A 15,900-nucleotide genomic window follows, 5' to 3' on the forward strand; every position below is an offset into this window, starting at 1 on the left:
GCATCAGCTCCGTGGGGTGGCCGGCCCAGGGGCCGCCGGGGGCAAGGACGGGGGCCGACCGGCCCAGTGGGGCGAGCCGGCCGGATTACTCGGCGGGGAGGGGAAGCGGTTCGCCCAGTTCCCCCTCCACGGCCGAGGCCATGGCCCGCAGGACGGTCAGGGTGCGCTGCGCCTCGGCCTCGTCGATCTCGGTGATGGCGAAGCCGACGTGGACGATGACGTACGTGCCGACTCGGGCGTCGGGCGTGCAGGCCAGACACACCTCGCGCCGCACGCCGCCGAAGTCGACCGTCGCCATGGGCAGCCCGGCCTCGTGCCGGATCTCGCTCACTCTGCCGGGTATGCCGAGACACATGGTCCTCATCCCTTCGCGAGGCGGGCCGCGGCGATGGCCGCCTGGCCGTAGCTGATGCCGCCGTCGCCCATGGGGACGGCGCTCGGGGTGAGCACGCGCAGGCCCTGGGCGCGCAACCGGCGGCGGACCTCGGTGAGCAGGCGGCCATTGACGAAGCAGCCACCGGCCAGACACACCGTCCGTGGTGCGCCGTCGGCGACGGCCCGGCCCACCAGCTCGGCCGTGGCGATGGCGAGGGTGAGGTGGAAGGCGGCGGCGAGGCGGCCCGTCGGCTCGCCGCCGAGCTGCCGTTCCAGTAGGTCGGTGAGGGTGGGTGCCGGGTCGTAGACCCACAGCCCGCCGGCGCGGACGATGTTCAGGGCCAGTGGCACGGCGTGCAGATCGCCCGCGGCGGTCTCCAGGGCGAGCGCCGCCTCGCCCTCGTAACTGACGCTGTCGGCGAGCCCGAGCAGGCTCGCCACGGTGTCGAACAGCCGCCCCGCGCTGGAGGCCCGGGGGCAGTTCACACGACGGTTGATCATCGTGCGTACGACGGTGACCGCGGCGGGTTCCAGACGGTCGGTGAACGGGGCCGTGAGCCACCCGAAGGGGCGGGGAGTGCCGAGCGGCTCCGATCCGTACAGATGGCCCAGCGCCATCCGCCAGGGATGCCGGACGGCGGCTTCCCCGCCCGGCAACGGCGCGGTCGCCAGCCGTCCGGCCCGCCGGTATCCGGTCAGGTCGGCGACCATGATCTCGCCGCCCCACAGGGTTCCGTCGTCGCCGAACCCGAGCCCGTCGTAGGCGACGCCGGTGAAGGGCGCGTCCAGTCCGTGCTCCGCGGCGCAGGCCGCCAGATGGGCGTGATGGTGCTGCACCGGCACACACGGCATGTCCTGCGTCAGGGCCCATTGCGTGGAGAGGTACCCGGGGTGCAGATCGTGGGCCACGGCCTTCGGCTCGATTCCCGTGAGCTCTCTGAGGTGGGCGTACGTGCCCCCGAAGGCATCCAGCGTGCGGGCGTCCGCCAGGTCACCGGTGTGCGGGCCGAGGTGAGCAGAACCGCGGGCGGCCAGCGTGAAGGTGTGCTTCTGCTGGGCGCCGACGGCCACCAGGGGTGTGGGGGTGCCCCGGGGCAACGGCAGCGGCGAAGGGGCCAGCCCTCGCGCCCTGCGTACGGTGGTCACCGACCGGCCGACGGCCCGCACCACCGAATCGTCGTAACGCGCCCTGATCGGCCGGTCATGGGTGAGGAATCCGTCGGCGATGCCGCCGAGTTGACGTTGCGCGTCCGCGTCGTCGGTCGCGATCGGCTCGTCCGCACGGTTGCCACTGGTGACGACGAGCGCCCGCCCCAACTCGTGGAGCAGCAGGTGGTGAAGGCCGGTCGTAGGCAGGAACAGGCCGATCCGGTCGGTACCGGGATGGACGGCGGGAGCCACGGCCGTTCCCGCGCGCGCGGCGAGCAGCACGACGGGGCGGGCGGCGGAGTCCAGGAGCCGGTGCTCGGTGTCCGACATCCTGGCCAGCCGCCGGACGGCGGAAAGGTCCTGGGCCATGACCGCGAACGGCTTCGCCGGGCGGTTCTTTCGGAGGCGCAACTCGCTCACTGCGGCCTGGTCGGCCGCATCGCAGACCAGTTGGTAGCCGCCGAGCCCCTTGACGGCCACGATCCCGCCGTCGGCGATCGTCTTCACGGCCGCGCCCAGGGCGCTCTCGCCCCTCGACGCCTGCCAGGCGAGCCGGGGGCCGCAGGACGGGCAGGCGAGCGGCTCGGCGTGGAAGCGCCGGTCGGCCGGGTCGTTGTACTCGCGCAGGCAGGCCGCGCAGAGCGGGAAGCCACGCATCGTGGTGCGGATCCGGTCGTAGGGCAGGGCTTCGATGACGGTGGCGCGCGGGCCGCAGTCGGTGCAGTTGACGAACGGATAGCGGTGCCGCCGGTCGCGGGGGTCGAACAGCTCGCGCAGACAGGCCGGGCAGATCGCCACGTCCGGCGGGATCTCGCGGAGCCCGCCGCGGGCCCCGGCAGGGTCGCTCATCCGCACGGTGAACCCCGAGCCGGCGGCGGGCGGGCGGCTGCGCAAGGGCGAAAGGCGCACACCGCGGACCCGGGCCAGGACCGGGGCGTCGGCCCGCAGTCGGCCGCCGAAGTTCCGGACGGCGTCAAGCGGCCCGGCGACGGCTCCTTCCACCCGGCCGCCGCTGTTGGACACCCAGCCGTCAAGACCCAGACCGCTGGCGAGCCGGTGCACGAAGGGCCGGAAGCCGACTCCTTGCACGGTTCCGTCGACCTGGAAGTACACCGCGGCACGCTCCGGCACGGCAGTCTCCTCAGCGCTCTCGGTTCCGGGCGGCCGCATCGCGGTGCCGGACGATCTCCTGCTCGACGCTCGTGGCGAGCGGGTCCACGGTCGCCTCAACGGGCGTGGACAGGCCGGTTCCCAGGCTGCTGTCGGCGCCCTCCACGGCGAACACGACCAGCCGGCCGGGGAGCCTGCCGAGCACCCGGGCCAGTTCGACGGCTTCGCCGAGGCCCAGCCCGTGCGAGCTGGCGGCGGGCCGTGCGAGCAGCCCGGCGTCCAGGTCGAGCCGGTGCACGCGACCGGGGTGTGCCGGGTGGGCGTGGGCGGCGTCGACGACCACGGCGAGATCGGCGCCCTCCCAGAGGGCGATCAGCCGCGCCGGATCGCCGTCGCAGGTGGCGAGGACCGTACCGGCCGGAAGAGGACGTTCCACGGCTCGCTCCCGCAAGCGGTCGACGACGGCCCAGCCCGCGCCGTCGTCGCGCCGGAAGTCGTTGCCGACCCCGATGACCGCGATGCGCGTTCGGTCGGTCATGGCGTCTCCTTCCTTCGGCTCCCGGTTCCACCTTGCGGACGCCGGAGCGGGAAAGGGCATGGGCCGAATGTCCCGGACTGGGGCCGGTTCGCCCCTCACGGCGGGCACGGCCCGGATGGAAGCGTCCCCGGAAGGCGCCCGTTCCGTGACGGCCGTCCCGCACCACGGAACGCGAACGCACCGGAACCGCCCCGTCCGTCCTGCCCGGACTCATGCGACGCCCGCCACCCATCCCGCCGGTGTGTGGCGTCAGGACCACAACGGCTTCTGCCCGAGGTCGCCGACTGGACCTGGACGGACTGAGCGGGTGTTCTCTGCCCGTTGGCCCCCGGTGGCAGGTCCCGGGCTACCTGGGGGACGTTCCTCGGCAGGACACGTGCCGCGAGCGGATATGGGCTTGGCCAGCAGAGCCGCGGACAGCACACGTCCTGCCCTTCCAGGGGCGTCGGCCCCACCTGCGTGCCATGGCGCAGGCCGTGGCCGTCAGCCGATTTGCTCCGTCAACTCGACGATGATTCCCTCCGGACCCCGGACGTAGCAGACGTAGCTGTCGTTGAAGCGTTCCAACTCGCCGACGAGCTCCGTGCCCCGGTCGTGCAGACCGGCGACGACGGCATTGATGTCTTCGACGGCGAAGGCGACATGGCGAAGCCCCGGCGTGTTCGCCGGGGCGTTAGGGTCGCTGCTCGGGCTCACGGGTGTCTGGTACCGCGTTAACTCAAGGTGTCCGTACCCGTCCGGGGTCTGCACGATCGCGAAGTCCGCCTTGACGCCGTTGAGTCCCACGACGCGGTCCACCCAGCCGCCCTCGACCGATCCTTTGCGTTGTAGCTCAAGCCCCAGTTCGACGAAGAACGCCGTCGCGGCCGCGAGGTCTTCGACGACAATGCCTACGTGCCCCATCCGTTGAATCGTCATGTCCACGATGCTATGCGGCTTCGATGAAGGCCGGTGCTGTTCCTCGGATCCGGTTGCGTTGCCGTGGCATGGCCCGGTCGACGGCATCGACGCCGGTCTGGGTGTGCGTCGGGTAGTCCCCGTACTCCGCCTGGCGCCGGACCCACTCGATGTCGTTCAACGAACGCAATAATCCGAGGGGCGATGAACTTCTCGACAGGGTCGGGTCGCGGCCGGGAACGTGGGCGCCAGACGCGATCCCCGCAGCCCGGCCGACTGGCCTTTCTGGCGCCTCGCCACCGCGCATCTGCACTGCCTGCTCGAACAGTCGGGTGACGGGGATGCCGGTCCGGATGCGGAGAACATGACCGTCGCAGCCATCTCCTGCATCGAGTACGCCAGGGACGCCGGCCTGTACGGGCTGGCAAAAGCCACGGTCGGTCGCGTCAGCGCCGTGTACGCCTCGCTGCCCTCCGACGGCCAAACCGCTCTGAAGCTGCGCTTCGAACGCGTACGGCTCACCAGCCTGGCCGGTGACATCGCGGCGGCCGAAGCGGAGTACCGGGCGCTGCTCGACATCCACCGTCGGCTCCTTCACGACGTCGACCTGCGCTTGTGGGGCTTCGGCGGAGGAGCCAGTTAGCACCCGGGCGCTGTTGGTCACATGCTGCCCACCTCTCAGTCCCGGACGAGCGTCGCCGAGTGGTCGGGCACGTACGACTGGAGGTCCCTCGGCGGGCGTTCGTAGCCGGTGGTGGGCGGGCGCTCGGGGAGGGTGAGTTCCGGCGGTGTCACATCGCGGTACGGCACGGTCGACAGCAGGTGGGCGATCATGTTGATCCTGGCCCGGCGCTTGTCGTCGCTGTCGACGACGTGCCAGCGTGCTTCGGCGATGTCGGTGTGGACGAACATCTCGTCCTTGGCCCGCGAGTAGGCCTCCCACCGGGTGATGGATTCGAGGTCCATCGAGGACAGCTTCCAGCGCCGCGTGGGATCGTCGAGGCGGCGCCGGAACCGCTGTTCCTGCACAGCGTCGCTCACCGAGAACCAGTACTTGCGGAGCATGACGCCGTCCTCGACCAGCATGCGCTCGAAGACGGGGCACTGCCGCAGGAAGCGCTGGTACTCCTGCTGGGTGCAGAAGCCCATCACGTGCTCGACACCGGCCCGGTTGTACCAGCTCCGGTCGAACAGCACGATCTCCCCGGCGGCGGGAAGGTGCTCGCAGTAGCGCTGGAAGTACCACTGGGTGCGCTCGCGCTCCGTGGGGCGCGGCAGGGCCACGATCCGCGCCACCCTCGGATTGAGGTGCTCCGCGACCCGCTTGATCGTGCTGCCCTTGCCCGCCGCGTCCCGCCCCTCGAAGACCACGACGAGGCGGGCGCCTTCGAGCCGCACCCACTCCTGCAGCTTGACCAGCTCGATCTGGAGCCGGAAGAGCTCACGCTCGTACACCGCCCGACGCAGCGTGCTCACCTCGGAGTGGGTATGGGCATTCGCTGTCCCTCTTCTGTCACCCGCCACTGCCCGAACCTCCCGCGGACCGTACCCGGAGAACCCGGCCTGCTCCGGCACCGGGAAGAGCGTCCCGCCCGGACCGGGTGTGCGCCAGTGCCGGGGCTCTTCAATAGGGCTGTTTGGCCCCCTTCTCGTACCCCGGAAGTCCCTTGGTGCCCATCGGCATCCCGGCCAGTGTGGGGACAAGGGAGGCCGACCGGATCCCTCGGTCCGTCCGCCTCCGGCAACGCGCGGCAGGATTGGACGGGAAATCCCATGACGCCACCGGTATTCGACGTGAAAGACGCGGAGACGCTGGTCAGGGATGCCGCGTCCGCGCCGTCCCTGCACAACGCCCAGCCGTGGCGCTTCCGGTTCCTCCAGGAGTCCGGCACCTTCGAGCTGTACGCCGACCGGCTGCGGGCCGTCCCGCTGGCCGACCCCGACGACAGGGCGCTCCACCTCGGCTGCGGGGCGGCACTCTTCAACCTGCGGGTCGCCATCGCCCACCGAGGCAGGCATCCCCAGGTAGACCTCCTGCCCGACCCGTCGCGGCCCGACCTGCTCGCAACCGTACGGCCGACGGACCGAGCCGCACCGGCGGACCACGGGCTGGATGCGCTGTATCCCGACATCAGCCGACGGCACACGAGCCGCTATCCCTATGCGGACATCCCCGTGGCCGACGCGACCAAGGAAGCGATGAGGGAGGGGGCCCGGGCCGAAGGCGCCCTGCTGCACTTCCCCGGCCCCTGGCACGTACAGACCCTGCTGACGCTCGCGCAGGACGCGGCCCGCGACGACCACGACCCCGACAGGGTGGCAGAACTGGCCCGCTGGACCCGTCTCGGTCCCGCGATCTCCGACACGGCCGACGACGGTGTTCCGGAGTACGCCTTCGGGCCGCGCAGGCGCACCGGCGGAGCGGCGGTCCGCGACTTCGCCGGCGACCGGACCGTGGCCGACAGGGGCACCGTCGCATTCGAAGCGGCACCGCTGCTTGCCCTGCTGGGAACCACGGGCGACGAGCCCGCTGACGGGCTGCACGCGGGTCAGGCCCTGGAGCACGTCCTCCTGCTGGCCACCCACCACGGCCTGGTGGCCTGCCCCACGACCGAGGCCCTCGAACGCAGGGAACTGCGCTGGGCGGCGCGCGACCCGCTGTCGGCCATGCCGTACGTCCAGATGGTGCTGCGCATCGGACACGGGCCGACCGGGCCGGCGTCGGGGAGGCGCCCCGTGCGCGACGTACTCGACATCGTGTGAACGGGCCCAGCTCCGCGCTCAGGCGGAGCCGAACGGCCCAGGAGTGGGGCTCAACGGCCCCTCCACACAAGGAACTTGGCGTCAGATGCTGGATATCGAGAGGAACGGCCCGCCCTCCCGAGTGGATGTCGCGCCGGATCCTCTCGGCCGGAGGGCTTCTCCGAAAAGTCCTCCGGGGTCCTTGCGGCGCGGCATATAGGGGAGCGGCCGCCGCAAGGACCCACAGGCCAGACCGCGACTGCCTCGCATCGTGCGTGACTGCCTCACGAAGCGACGGCCAGGTCAACTCGGCCTGGCCGCCCATGACATGCCCGCCCGCAGGGGACGCGCACGGCGCAGCGCGTCGCGAGCGGCCCAGTCGGCGGCGACACTCTCTCGTGAGCCGTCCACCCCGACGACAATCGGCTGAAGCATGGCGCCCACCTCCTACGGAACAGCCTGATACGGCGCCCGGTCGGCCGTGGAGGGGCCACTGGGCCCTGGTGTGGAGCCGCGCGGGCCGGGTGCCCGTGGGTTTCCGAGGCCGGTCGGCGCCGCGGTCTGGCCCATCCGGCCCAGGGGCGGCGTGTCGGCAGAGGTTTTCATGGAGATGGCACCACCCGGTGCCCGACCCGAGGAGGCAGCCGTGGTTCCTGTTGGGCGCGGTAGTGCTCGGAGCGGTTGTGATCTTCGGTTACAGCTCCTTCGTGGTGGGCTTCGTCCTGCTGGCGGGTGGGGTCCTCGGACTGATCACGTTCCTCGCCGGAACCACCGCACACCGTCGGCCCGGAGAACGGGAAACCGTCATCGAGGAGCGGCACTACATCGGCGGTCACGACGACCACCAGCGCCACCGCGGCTGAGACGGTGAACGATCCGCACGGGGGCCGTGACGTTCTGCCCCCGCCGTCGCACCCGAAACCATCCTTGGAGGGAGCAGAGCCATGGAAAAGCCACTGGTCGTGGGGGTGGACGGCTCGGAGCGGAGCTTGCGTGCGGTGGACTGGGCGGCCGACGAAGCCGACCGTCACGGTGTGCCGCTACGCCTCGTGTACGCCTCGCTGTGGGAACACTACGAAGCCGGGACCTACGCATACGGTCCGGCCACGGCATCCGAGCGGAAGCTGGCGGACGCCATTCTCACCGCGGCGGACGAGCGGGCACAGAGCCGCAAGCCCGGCGTGAAGACGACGACATCCGTGCTGCCGCAGGAGCCGACCGACGCACTGCTGAACGAAAGTGACAGTGCGTCAATGATTGTCGTTGGCTCGCGAGGCCGCGGCGACATCAAGGGCATGCTCCTGGGGTCGGTCGGGCTGGGTGTCGCCGCCTGGGCACGGTGTCCCGTGATTGTCGTCCGTGGCGACCGGACAGCGGTCGACAGCAAGCACGAGCGGATCCTGCTCGGGGCCGGAAATCCTGAAGGAAGTGCCAAAACGGTCGACTTCGCCTTCCGGGAGGCCGAGGTCAGGGGGAGTCTCCTCGACGTGGTGCGCGCCTGGCGCGGGCCTGCGCCAGGCGTACGCGTTCTTACATCGGCGGACGACTTTGAGGGCGCCCCCGACCGGCGAGCAACGGCCGAGCTCGACGCGGCCCTGCGAGATGTCGGGACTGCGCATCCCGACGTGCAGGTCCGCTCCGCGGCGGTGGAAGGGCGGACCCACAAGGTCCTGGTGGACCGTTCCCAGGCGGCGGACCTCCTGGTCGTGGGCGCACGGCGCAACACGGGTCTCGGACTCCAACTCGGCCGCACTTGTCATGCTGCCCTGCACCACGCGGCCTGCCCGGTGGCCGTGGTGCCGCACGCCTGCTGATGCTTGCAGTTTGCATCCCACTCTCCGCCGTCAACCAACTCCATGGAAGCGGCGGAGAGTTCCCGGTTGCTCGTCAGTGGTCTCGGAGGTCCCACTGGGGTCCGGTGGCCGCCCAGTCGCGTTCCCACTCGGCCATCCGGGGACGTGGCCCGCTGGTGGTCGGCCTTCTCCTGCGCGTTGTCGAAGGTGGAGAGGCCGATGAGCGAACCGGTCAGGGGGGCACCGACGAGCAGCGCCGACCCCAGGAACAGCCGGGTCCACGCCTCGACCACGTCCGAGCGGCGGCGCACTGCATTGCGGCGCCACCGCCACCTTTTCACCTTCACCCGCGTACGGGTGGACGAAGACTTCCCCATGACGCTGAGCACCCCTCGGGTCGGCCCGCTGCCCCGGCAGCGAGCTGGACGGCTATGCGGGAGGACCAGTTCGCGATCTGTGTGAAGTCCCGGAAGTCGCCGCCCTTGCCGGAGCTGACGATCGTCTTGGCGATGCGGCCCCGCGCGCCTTCGCGCAGGCAGCCGCCGAACGTGGTGTGCTCCACGGCACCGATGCGGTCGAGAGCCCGTCGTACACCCGGTACGGGAGGGATCTCCCGCTCGGATGCCGACGGGTCCAGAGGGCCGCTGCTGAACAGCCATACCGGCCGACGCGCGAGCTGTCGCCGCTGACGTCGTACGAAGCCGCGGGCATCCTTGTGCCAGCGGCCGGCGTACAGCCCGCCGCCGATCACGACCGCGTCGTACGGCTCAAGGTCCGAGACGTCGGCCGCCGGCCTGACCTCGACGGTCAGGCCGTCCTTGCGCAGGGTCTGGGCGACGGCCTGGGCGATCTCGGCCGTGGCTCCGTTCTTGCTTCCGAATGCGACGAGCACGGTGCCGGTCATCTCGGCCCCCTCGTGGTCGGTTCGACGCACTCAGCATGCGGTCCGCGCCGACACCGCTGCATGGGCCGCCGGGGCACGGACGGGGACCGATCGGCCCCAAACACGTGGGTACGGATCTCCCGTTGGCGGCGGCTGGGGCCGAGTGTCCCCGGCCGGGGCCCGATTCGGCCCTTCCCGCTCGGCTCCAGCAGTGGAAGCGTCCAACGCAGGAGCCCCCGAACGGGGTGCGTCCTGAGGAGGTGGCACTGTGGACAAGCCGGTGATCGTCGGAGTGGACGGCTCTGACCCCAGTCTGCGAGCGCTCGACTGGGCAGCCGACGAGGCGGCGCTGCACGGCTTGCCGCTGAGCGTTGTGCACTCCCCGGCCTGGGGAGCGTACGAGGGCTACGGCCCCTTGCTGGGCGTCAGCCGAAGCGCCCGCCGGATCTACGCGGACAACGTCGTCGGAACCGCGGTGGAACGTGTCAGCCGCCGCTCCACCGAGGTCAAGGCGTACGGAGAGCTGGTCTACGAGGACCCTGCGACCGTGCTGACCCGGATGAGCCGCGAGGCCTACATGGTGGTGCTGGGCAACAGGGGAGCCGGGGGCCTGGCCGGTCTGCTGCTGGGGTCGGTCGGCCTGGAGGTTGCCGCCCGGGCTCACTCGCCCGTGGTCGTCGTGCGCGGCGAGGACAAGAACCTGCACCGCGGTTACCGGCGGATCGTCGTCGGTGTCGACGAAGCCGGAGAGGCGAGCCCGGTGGTGCAGTTCGCGTTCCACGAGGCCGAACTGCACGGCGCCGACCTGGACATGGTGCACGCTTGGCGCTGTCCGGCCCGGGAGGTGCCCGACCATCCGGACCACCTGACCGACGTCGAGCGCCACCGCGCACTCGCGGAACAGACCCTGACCGAGGCTCTGCCGCCGACCGCTGGGTCGAGCGGCGTGGTCAATGTGCGGCAACGGGCGGTCGAGGGGCATGCCCGGAGGGCGCTGCTGGACGCGGCATCGACGGCTGACCTGTTGGTCGTCGGAGCACGCTGCCGCAAGAGCCACGTCGGCATGCAGCTCGGCCCCGTCGACCACGCCGTGCTCCACCACGCGCCATGTCCGGTGGCCGTCGTCCCTCACGCCTGACCGAGGTGATGGCCCCTCGCCCGCCTGCGTTGAAGGCGCGACTCCAGGACGTGCGAGACGCAGTTCCGGGGAGTCGACCGACGAAACCCCCCTCCAACCGTCACCCGAGAAATCCATCGCACCGAGGAGGTGCGCCATGAAGCGCAGCATCACCGTAGGCATCGACGGCTCCGTCGAAAGCCTGGACGCGGCCGACTGGGCCGCCCGCGAGGCACTCCGCCGCGAGCTGCCCCTGCACCTCACTCACGCCAGTGAGAGCCCATCCCGAACTCACCTCGCCGAACCGGACGTTCCGGCGGGCCGGGAGCGTCGGACTCTCGAACGAGCAGCCCTGGGGCTCTCCTTCGGCCACCCGGCCCTGCGGATCACCCATCGGTACGTGAGCGAGCCACCGGTCGCCGCGCTGCTGGCCGCGGCGGAATCCTCCGAGACCCTCGTCCTCGGCTCCTGCGGCTTCACGGGCTTCGCGGGCTTCCTGGTCGGCTCGGTCGCCCAGGCGGTCGCGGCCCGTGCCACCGGCCCGGCCGTCCTCATCCGGGCCGGGGAACGGGCCGAGGACGAACGACAGGGAGAGGGAACCGGCCCGTACCGTCCGGTCGTACTCGGCATCGACCTCGACCACCCCTGCGACGAGCTCCTGGAGTACGCCTTCGACGCGGCGGCAATCCGGCGGGCACGACTGGACGTGGTGCACACCTGGGGCATGCCCCCGGCCCCGTACGGACCGGTGGCGGATGTGGAGGTGGAGAACGCGAATACGCTGGCGGCCGTACTCGCCCCCTGGCGAAGCAAGTTCGCCGACACGGAGGTGAGGACGGAGGTCGTCCACGGCAGGGCCGGCCACCACTTGCTCATGGCTTCCACCAAGGCGAGCCTGCTGGTCGTCGGCCGCCGTATGCCAAGTGGCCCGCACCTGGGCCTGGTCGCCCACTCGGTGATCCACCACAGTCTGTGTCCGGTGGCCGTGGTGCCGCACGCGTAGGGCCGCATCGCATCCGCTCACAGGACTGGTGGATCGAGTTCGAAGTCGATGCGTTGAAGGGCGGCGGCGGAGCGGGTGTGTGGGTGGTTCGGACCGAGTTGTCGGGACGATTGGGCAGTGGCGTTGTTCAGGTGGCGCATGGAGTAGCGCGCCCCGCAGCTTGCCTCACTGCGTTGTTCGTGACTGCTGCGTATGGATCGGCCCCTGAGACGGCATTAGGCTCCCAGCGTGACGAGCGATCAGGAGCCCGCTTGGTGGCATCTCCGGGGCTGATGCCGTGCGACCGCTCCAGACCCGCCCGGGGCAGACCTCCTTCCCCTCGGGGTTTCAGCACGAGTGCACTTCAGCGAGGAGATCTCTTGACTCGGCAGGGGACGGAGCCTTCCTGAACCGACAGCTGTAGGGATCGAAGATCCGCTCTAGAAGAAGCCCAGCTTCTTCGGCGAGTACGAGACGAGAAGATTCTTCGTCTGCTGGTGGTATATGGCCTGATCTGGTTCTGACCTACGGAAACGGGTGGGAGCTCGCGCTGCGGAGCTGAGTTGGTCCGTACATGGTCCGGATCTTGGCCTGTGGTGTCCGCGAGCAGGGGCTTCCCCTCGCTCCCACACGGCGGCCGGTGCGGATCACCTTTCGATGCGGTAGCGGATTTGGGTGATGACGGCTTGCCGGAGCTTGGTGGTGAAGTCGGGTGTGCGGGCGATGCGGTCGTCGCCGCCGGCTTTGCTGTGGCGCAGGGCGGTTTTGAAGTTCTGTTCCAGGGTGCCGGTCATGCGGGTCATGAGCGTCTCGTTGAGGTGGTCCAGGTCGATGTTGAGCAGATCGCGTAAGGAGGGCTGGCGTAGCCGGGTCAGGGTGTGGGCCGACATGGAGGCCAGCGGGTAGAGCCAGTTTTCTAGGGTTTCCCCGAGCAGTGAGACTCAGTGCTCAGGGTTGACGGCGATGCGGGTGATCCGGCCCCACAGGGGGTCGAGTACGTCGATCAGCGCGGGAAGTTCACGCAGCAGATCGCGGGAGCGTGGCCACCAGGCCCCGTCCAGGAGTCCACGGGAGGCGCCCGCGGGCTTGAGTGCAAGGCGGACGTTCGGAGCTGCGGGGGGGGGATCGCGCTGCGCCAGAAGGAGGTCAGTGGTCGCGGACCTGGCGCGAACCCGTCTCCGGGTCGCCGTTCGTCGACAGCGGCCCGGGGGTTATTGCTCGCCGAGAACGAGGCCGACGCTGTGGCCGGGGTGCGAAGTGCTCTCGGTATCTCCAGCGTACTCCCAGGCAAGGGCCAAAGGACTGGCTGGGGCAACGAGGTTCGGTTCGTCATCGGGATGCCACCGCGTTGGTGCTTGTGTTGATCTCCGAGACCGAATTGGCGCCCTGATCGGTGACGTAGGCGAAGGCGACGGCCGGGTCGACGGCCACGGCGACCGGTCAGGCGGTCAACGGCGGGCGAGCCGGCGTTCGCCGCCTGCGCCCTGCTTGTGGGGCGGGCCGTAGTGCCGGAAGACCGCTTCCTCCTGTTCGGCGGGCAGGACGTCGTCCATGCCGATCGAGGGGCCGCCCTTTGTCGGCGCCTTGTCGTAGGCGATCTTGATCTGGTCCGGCCCGACCGTCGCGCTGTCCAGGGGGACGAAGACAAGGCGGTGCCGGGTGGGCAGGCCATCCGGACGGTGGCCGTGGCCGGGTCGTCAGTGCTGGTGTCCGCGTAAACCGCTTCCGGCGTGCCGATGCTGTGCCTGCCGACGTCCCTGGCGCGAGGGCACGTGAGGGAGGAGGGAACGGAAGGTCGGTTCCGTAACCTGAAGTTCCAGGTACGGCGCTCGGCCAGTCCCCCTCCACGGGATGCGCCGGACATCGGACGGAAGCCCCGTCCCTGGCGTGTATCGCGGCCACTGGTCAGCGAGGCGTCGGGATCCGGGGTGTCTGTTCGGCAGCACAGTCCTGGGTGCCGTTCTCCGGACCGGGCCGCGACCAGATGTGGGAACAACCGCTGTGCTGGAGTGTGAAGTTCGAGGTTCGGGCTACTCGCCCGGTGTCCGGCAGGCATGCCCGGGACGAAGGCGCCGGAGGGTTGGAGACACAGCCCCCGGCGTCGCCGGTTCACCGCTATCCTCGCTCTGCTCGGCCCGGTGGCGGCGCCGCGCAGGGCGCGTCGCATCGTGGCGGGGAGCGGTTCGCCGTCCGTCGCGATCGCGGAGCTTGACGTTGCAGTGCTGCGACACGTCGTCGCCAGTGCCTGGCGACGCATGACGTATGCGGACGGCGACTTGGCATGAGGTCAGGGAGTGCCGGCGCCGCTGGCGTGCGCACGGTGTGCCCCGGCCCCGGCGACATCGAGCAACTTCGCGACGCAGATCCTGTGGTGGGTCGCCGCCGTCCTGCTCGTCATATGGGTCTTCGGCTTCGTCATGCGCGGACGTGGCGGTGGCGGACGGCGCTTCAGCCGCAGCCACCGGTAATCCCTCACAAGGCCGCCGGGGCCGACTCGCGGCAACGGCGGCAGATATACGGGCGCACCGTGCAGGTGCCCCTCCAGGCCGACAACGACGAGGACTGCCATGAGCATGGGACGCACGATCAGGAACCGCACGCAGACGGTCATTGGCAAGATCAAGGAGTACGTCGGCCGGGCCACCGGAAACCGGCGCCTGCAGCGCGGGGGCAGGGCGGACCGTGTCGCCGGGAACCTCAAGCAGTCTGGCGAGCACGTCAAGGACGCCTTCAAGCACTGACGGCGGCCATCAGAGCAGGCCGCCCCCGGTCACGCATGCTCAACAGGTGGTCGGCGCCATCAGGTGCCCTCTCCCTCCAGGGGCGTGCTGGTGCGGGTCGTGCCCGATGCGCCGGCCGGTGTCCGGCCGGGCTTGGTGGGGGCGGCGCTGAGGGCGAGGAGGGCCACGTCGTCCGCGGGGCCGACGGGGAAGGTTGCCAGGAGCGAGGTCAGGTCGTCGATGATCGCGGCGGCGCCGAGTGCCGTGTTGGCGGCGGCGTGGTGGGTGAGGTGGGCGGCGAGCCCGGTCTCGTCGAACCGTGCGCCGTGGGAGCTGCGGGAGGCGATGAGCCCGTCGCTGTAGAGCAGGAGCGCCTCACCCGGCAGGAGCCGGAGCGTACGGGAGGCGATGGACACGTCGGGCAGAACGCCGATGAGCATGCCCCCGGTGAGGTCCACCCGCGCCGCCCGGGAGGCCGCGCGGGCAGGCCCGTCGCGCCGGGCCGGCTGGAGGTGGAAGGCGGACGGGTGGCCGCCGCCCGCCAGGGTGATGGTGAAGCCGCTGGTGGGGTCGGGGGCCAGGGTGCCGAAGACCAGGGTGCAGAAGCGGCTGTCGGCAGTGGGGTGCGACAGCAGGGCGGAGTTCAGCGCTCGCAGCACCTGGCAGGGGTCGGACTCAAGAAGTGCGGTGGAGCGCAGGGTGTAGCGGATCAGTGAGGTGAGCTCGGCGGCCCGGGCGCCCCGGCCGCTCACGTCGCCGAGGAAGAACGCCCACTGGTCGCGGCCCAGGGGGAACACGTCGTAGAAGTCCCCGCCGATGTCGGACACGGACGCGGTGGCGTAGTGCGAGGCCGCCTCAAGTCCCGGCACGCGCGGCAGGGTGGGCGGCAGCAGGGTGCTCTGCAGGGTGGCGGCGTACGAGGCGATCTCCGCCCGGTCCCGCTCGGCCCGTTCCCGCGCGGCGTGCTCGACGTCCACCAGTTCCCGCTCCACGCGCAGCATGCGCAGTGCGGAGAGCCGCAGTTCGAGCTGGTCCATGACCAGCGCGGCCAGATCGGTCAGGGCAGCGGTCTGTTCGGGCGCGATCCGGCGCGGCCGGGTGTCCAGGACGTCGACGGTGCCCAGTCTGTGCCCGTCGCGGGTGGTGATGGGCGCGGCGGCGTAGAAGCGCACCCGCATCGGGCCGGTGACCAGGGCGTTGGCACGGGCGGCCGCATCGTGGAGGGTGTCGGGGATGACCAGGGGCTCGTCGGTGAGGATCGCCGAGGTGCACAGCCCCGGATCCCGGCCGGTCTGGGTGACTCCCTCCAGTCCGTACGCGGCTTTGAACCAGACCCGGTCGGCGTCGACGATCGTCACCGTCGCCACCGGGGCGTCGAAGAGGCGGGCGGCCAGGGCGGCGATCCGGTCGAACGCCCCGTCGGGCGGGGTGTCCAGGATGTCGTAGCGGCGTACGGCTTCGATGCGCCGGGCCTCCTGCTCCGGCGGAAGCCCCGTGCGCGTCGGGTCCGGTAATTCCTCGGGCCGTGGTGTTCCGTCGGCTTCCAACCGGGTCGGCACCCCCTCTGCTTTCGTGCAGCGGGCTTACGCCCATG

The 15,900-nt window shown here is 70.8% G+C and carries 18 protein-coding genes and 2 pseudogenes; 7 read left to right on the forward strand and 13 right to left on the reverse strand.

Annotated elements, in window-relative coordinates; translation table 11 throughout:
• Positions 1-85: 85 nt before the first annotated feature.
• The 5 genes from ACWC2B_RS27585 to ACWC2B_RS27605 form a co-directional block, all read right to left on the reverse strand.
• Positions 86-355, reverse strand: a complete 270-nt coding sequence (locus tag ACWC2B_RS27585; RefSeq protein WP_386033840.1) for a HypC/HybG/HupF family hydrogenase formation chaperone — start codon at positions 353-355, stop codon at positions 86-88.
• Positions 356-360: 5 nt separating this feature from the next.
• Positions 361-2,694, reverse strand: a complete 2,334-nt coding sequence (gene hypF, locus ACWC2B_RS27590) for a carbamoyltransferase HypF (RefSeq protein ID WP_450721140.1) — start codon at positions 2,692-2,694, stop codon at positions 361-363.
• On the reverse strand, positions 2,666-3,172 hold the full coding sequence (locus tag ACWC2B_RS27595) for a hydrogenase maturation protease (protein WP_450721142.1): 507 nt from the start codon (positions 3,170-3,172) through the stop codon (positions 2,666-2,668). Before ACWC2B_RS27595 ends, hypF begins: the two co-directional genes overlap by 29 nt.
• 483 nt (positions 3,173-3,655) lie before the next feature.
• Positions 3,656-4,090 carry a VOC family protein gene (locus tag ACWC2B_RS27600; protein WP_450721144.1) on the reverse strand — a complete coding sequence of 145 codons (435 nt, stop codon included), beginning with the start codon at positions 4,088-4,090 and terminating at the stop codon, positions 3,656-3,658.
• A gap of 10 nt (positions 4,091-4,100) precedes the next feature.
• Positions 4,101-4,250 (reverse strand): hypothetical protein, encoded by a 150-nt coding sequence (locus tag ACWC2B_RS27605; RefSeq protein WP_450721146.1) that lies wholly within the window; start codon positions 4,248-4,250, stop codon positions 4,101-4,103.
• A 60-nt stretch (positions 4,251-4,310) separates the two neighbouring features.
• Here ACWC2B_RS27605 and ACWC2B_RS27610 point away from each other — a divergent pair, with 60 nt between their 5' ends.
• Complete coding sequence (locus ACWC2B_RS27610) at positions 4,311-4,712, forward strand: hypothetical protein (protein WP_450721148.1); 402 nt, start codon at positions 4,311-4,313, stop codon at positions 4,710-4,712.
• A gap of 35 nt (positions 4,713-4,747) precedes the next feature.
• Here the strand turns inward: ACWC2B_RS27610 and ppk2 are convergent, their stop codons facing one another.
• Positions 4,748-5,545, reverse strand: coding sequence for a polyphosphate kinase 2 (ppk2, locus tag ACWC2B_RS27615; protein ID WP_450721150.1), 798 nt, complete (start codon positions 5,543-5,545; stop codon positions 4,748-4,750).
• Positions 5,546-5,842: 297 nt separating this feature from the next.
• Here ppk2 and ACWC2B_RS27620 point away from each other — a divergent pair, with 297 nt between their 5' ends.
• Positions 5,843-6,832 carry an Acg family FMN-binding oxidoreductase gene (locus tag ACWC2B_RS27620; RefSeq protein ID WP_450721152.1) on the forward strand — a complete coding sequence of 330 codons (990 nt, stop codon included), beginning with the start codon at positions 5,843-5,845 and terminating at the stop codon, positions 6,830-6,832.
• A 282-nt stretch (positions 6,833-7,114) separates the two neighbouring features.
• Here ACWC2B_RS27620 and ACWC2B_RS27625 read toward each other — a convergent pair whose 3' ends face one another.
• Positions 7,115-7,246, reverse strand: coding sequence for a hypothetical protein (locus ACWC2B_RS27625; protein ID WP_450721154.1), 132 nt, complete (start codon positions 7,244-7,246; stop codon positions 7,115-7,117).
• 188 nt (positions 7,247-7,434) lie between these two features.
• On the opposite strand from ACWC2B_RS27625, the gene ACWC2B_RS27630 reads away from it, so the two are divergent.
• On the forward strand, positions 7,435-7,674 hold the full coding sequence (locus ACWC2B_RS27630) for a hypothetical protein (RefSeq protein WP_450721156.1): 240 nt from the start codon (positions 7,435-7,437) through the stop codon (positions 7,672-7,674).
• 81 nt (positions 7,675-7,755) lie between these two features.
• Positions 7,756-8,625, forward strand: coding sequence for a universal stress protein (locus tag ACWC2B_RS27635; RefSeq protein WP_450721158.1), 870 nt, complete (start codon positions 7,756-7,758; stop codon positions 8,623-8,625).
• Between the two features lie 322 nt (positions 8,626-8,947).
• Here the strand turns inward: ACWC2B_RS27635 and ACWC2B_RS27640 are convergent, their stop codons facing one another.
• Entirely contained in the window at positions 8,948-9,508 is a 561-nt protein-coding gene (locus ACWC2B_RS27640; RefSeq protein ID WP_450721160.1) for a flavodoxin domain-containing protein, read from the reverse strand.
• A 247-nt stretch (positions 9,509-9,755) separates the two neighbouring features.
• Here ACWC2B_RS27640 and ACWC2B_RS27645 point away from each other — a divergent pair, with 247 nt between their 5' ends.
• Together ACWC2B_RS27645 and ACWC2B_RS27650 are read left to right on the forward strand one after the other, a co-directional pair.
• Positions 9,756-10,625: a universal stress protein gene (locus tag ACWC2B_RS27645; protein WP_450721162.1), complete on the forward strand. Its 870-nt coding sequence runs from the start codon at positions 9,756-9,758 to the stop codon at positions 10,623-10,625.
• 136 nt (positions 10,626-10,761) lie between these two features.
• Positions 10,762-11,607, forward strand: coding sequence for a universal stress protein (locus ACWC2B_RS27650; RefSeq protein WP_450721164.1), 846 nt, complete (start codon positions 10,762-10,764; stop codon positions 11,605-11,607).
• Positions 11,608-12,233: 626 nt separating this feature from the next.
• Here the strand turns inward: ACWC2B_RS27650 and ACWC2B_RS27655 are convergent.
• The 4 genes and pseudogenes from ACWC2B_RS27655 to ACWC2B_RS27670 all read right to left on the reverse strand — a co-directional run bounded on the left by ACWC2B_RS27655 (position 12,234) and on the right by ACWC2B_RS27670 (position 14,005).
• Entirely contained in the window at positions 12,234-12,476 is a 243-nt protein-coding gene (locus ACWC2B_RS27655) for a hypothetical protein (protein ID WP_450721166.1), read from the reverse strand.
• A 54-nt stretch (positions 12,477-12,530) separates the two neighbouring features.
• Positions 12,531-12,725, reverse strand: a pseudogene (locus tag ACWC2B_RS27660) (DUF5994 family protein); the annotation flags it as partial.
• A gap of 309 nt (positions 12,726-13,034) precedes the next feature.
• Positions 13,035-13,342: pseudogene (locus tag ACWC2B_RS27665) on the reverse strand (PRC-barrel domain containing protein); the annotation flags it as partial.
• Between the two features lie 531 nt (positions 13,343-13,873).
• Positions 13,874-14,005: a hypothetical protein gene (locus ACWC2B_RS27670; protein WP_450721168.1), complete on the reverse strand. Its 132-nt coding sequence runs from the start codon at positions 14,003-14,005 to the stop codon at positions 13,874-13,876.
• Positions 14,006-14,159: 154 nt separating this feature from the next.
• On the opposite strand from ACWC2B_RS27670, the gene ACWC2B_RS27675 reads away from it, so the two are divergent.
• Entirely contained in the window at positions 14,160-14,327 is a 168-nt protein-coding gene (locus ACWC2B_RS27675) for a CsbD family protein (protein ID WP_450721170.1), read from the forward strand.
• 59 nt (positions 14,328-14,386) lie between these two features.
• On the opposite strand, the gene ACWC2B_RS27680 is transcribed toward ACWC2B_RS27675, so the two are convergent.
• Positions 14,387-15,865, reverse strand: coding sequence for a PP2C family protein-serine/threonine phosphatase (locus tag ACWC2B_RS27680; protein ID WP_450721172.1), 1,479 nt, complete (start codon positions 15,863-15,865; stop codon positions 14,387-14,389).
• Between the last annotated feature and the right edge of the window lie 35 nt (positions 15,866-15,900).

The organism is Streptomyces sp. NPDC001415, from assembly GCF_053597395.1.

Bases quoted from the DNA above. Each gene is read 5' to 3' on its own strand.
- ACWC2B_RS27585 (WP_386033840.1), bottom strand. From the start codon at position 355: ATGTGTCTCGGCATACCCGGCAGAGTGAGCGAGATCCGGCACGAGGCC.
- hypF (WP_450721140.1), bottom strand. From the start codon at position 2,694: ATGCGGCCGCCCGGAACCGAGAGCGCTGAGGAGACTGCCGTGCCGGAG.
- ACWC2B_RS27595 (WP_450721142.1), bottom strand. From the start codon at position 3,172: ATGACCGACCGAACGCGCATCGCGGTCATCGGGGTCGGCAACGACTTC.
- ACWC2B_RS27600 (WP_450721144.1), bottom strand. From the start codon at position 4,090: ATGACGATTCAACGGATGGGGCACGTAGGCATTGTCGTCGAAGACCTC.
- ACWC2B_RS27620 (WP_450721152.1), top strand. From the start codon at position 5,843: ATGACGCCACCGGTATTCGACGTGAAAGACGCGGAGACGCTGGTCAGG.
- ACWC2B_RS27625 (WP_450721154.1), bottom strand. From the start codon at position 7,246: ATGCTTCAGCCGATTGTCGTCGGGGTGGACGGCTCACGAGAGAGTGTC.
- ACWC2B_RS27635 (WP_450721158.1), top strand. From the start codon at position 7,756: ATGGAAAAGCCACTGGTCGTGGGGGTGGACGGCTCGGAGCGGAGCTTG.
- ACWC2B_RS27640 (WP_450721160.1), bottom strand. From the start codon at position 9,508: ATGACCGGCACCGTGCTCGTCGCATTCGGAAGCAAGAACGGAGCCACG.
- ACWC2B_RS27650 (WP_450721164.1), top strand. From the start codon at position 10,762: ATGAAGCGCAGCATCACCGTAGGCATCGACGGCTCCGTCGAAAGCCTG.
- ACWC2B_RS27655 (WP_450721166.1), bottom strand. From the start codon at position 12,476: ATGTCGGCCCACACCCTGACCCGGCTACGCCAGCCCTCCTTACGCGAT.
- ACWC2B_RS27670 (WP_450721168.1), bottom strand. From the start codon at position 14,005: ATGACGAAGCCGAAGACCCATATGACGAGCAGGACGGCGGCGACCCAC.
- ACWC2B_RS27675 (WP_450721170.1), top strand. From the start codon at position 14,160: ATGGGACGCACGATCAGGAACCGCACGCAGACGGTCATTGGCAAGATC.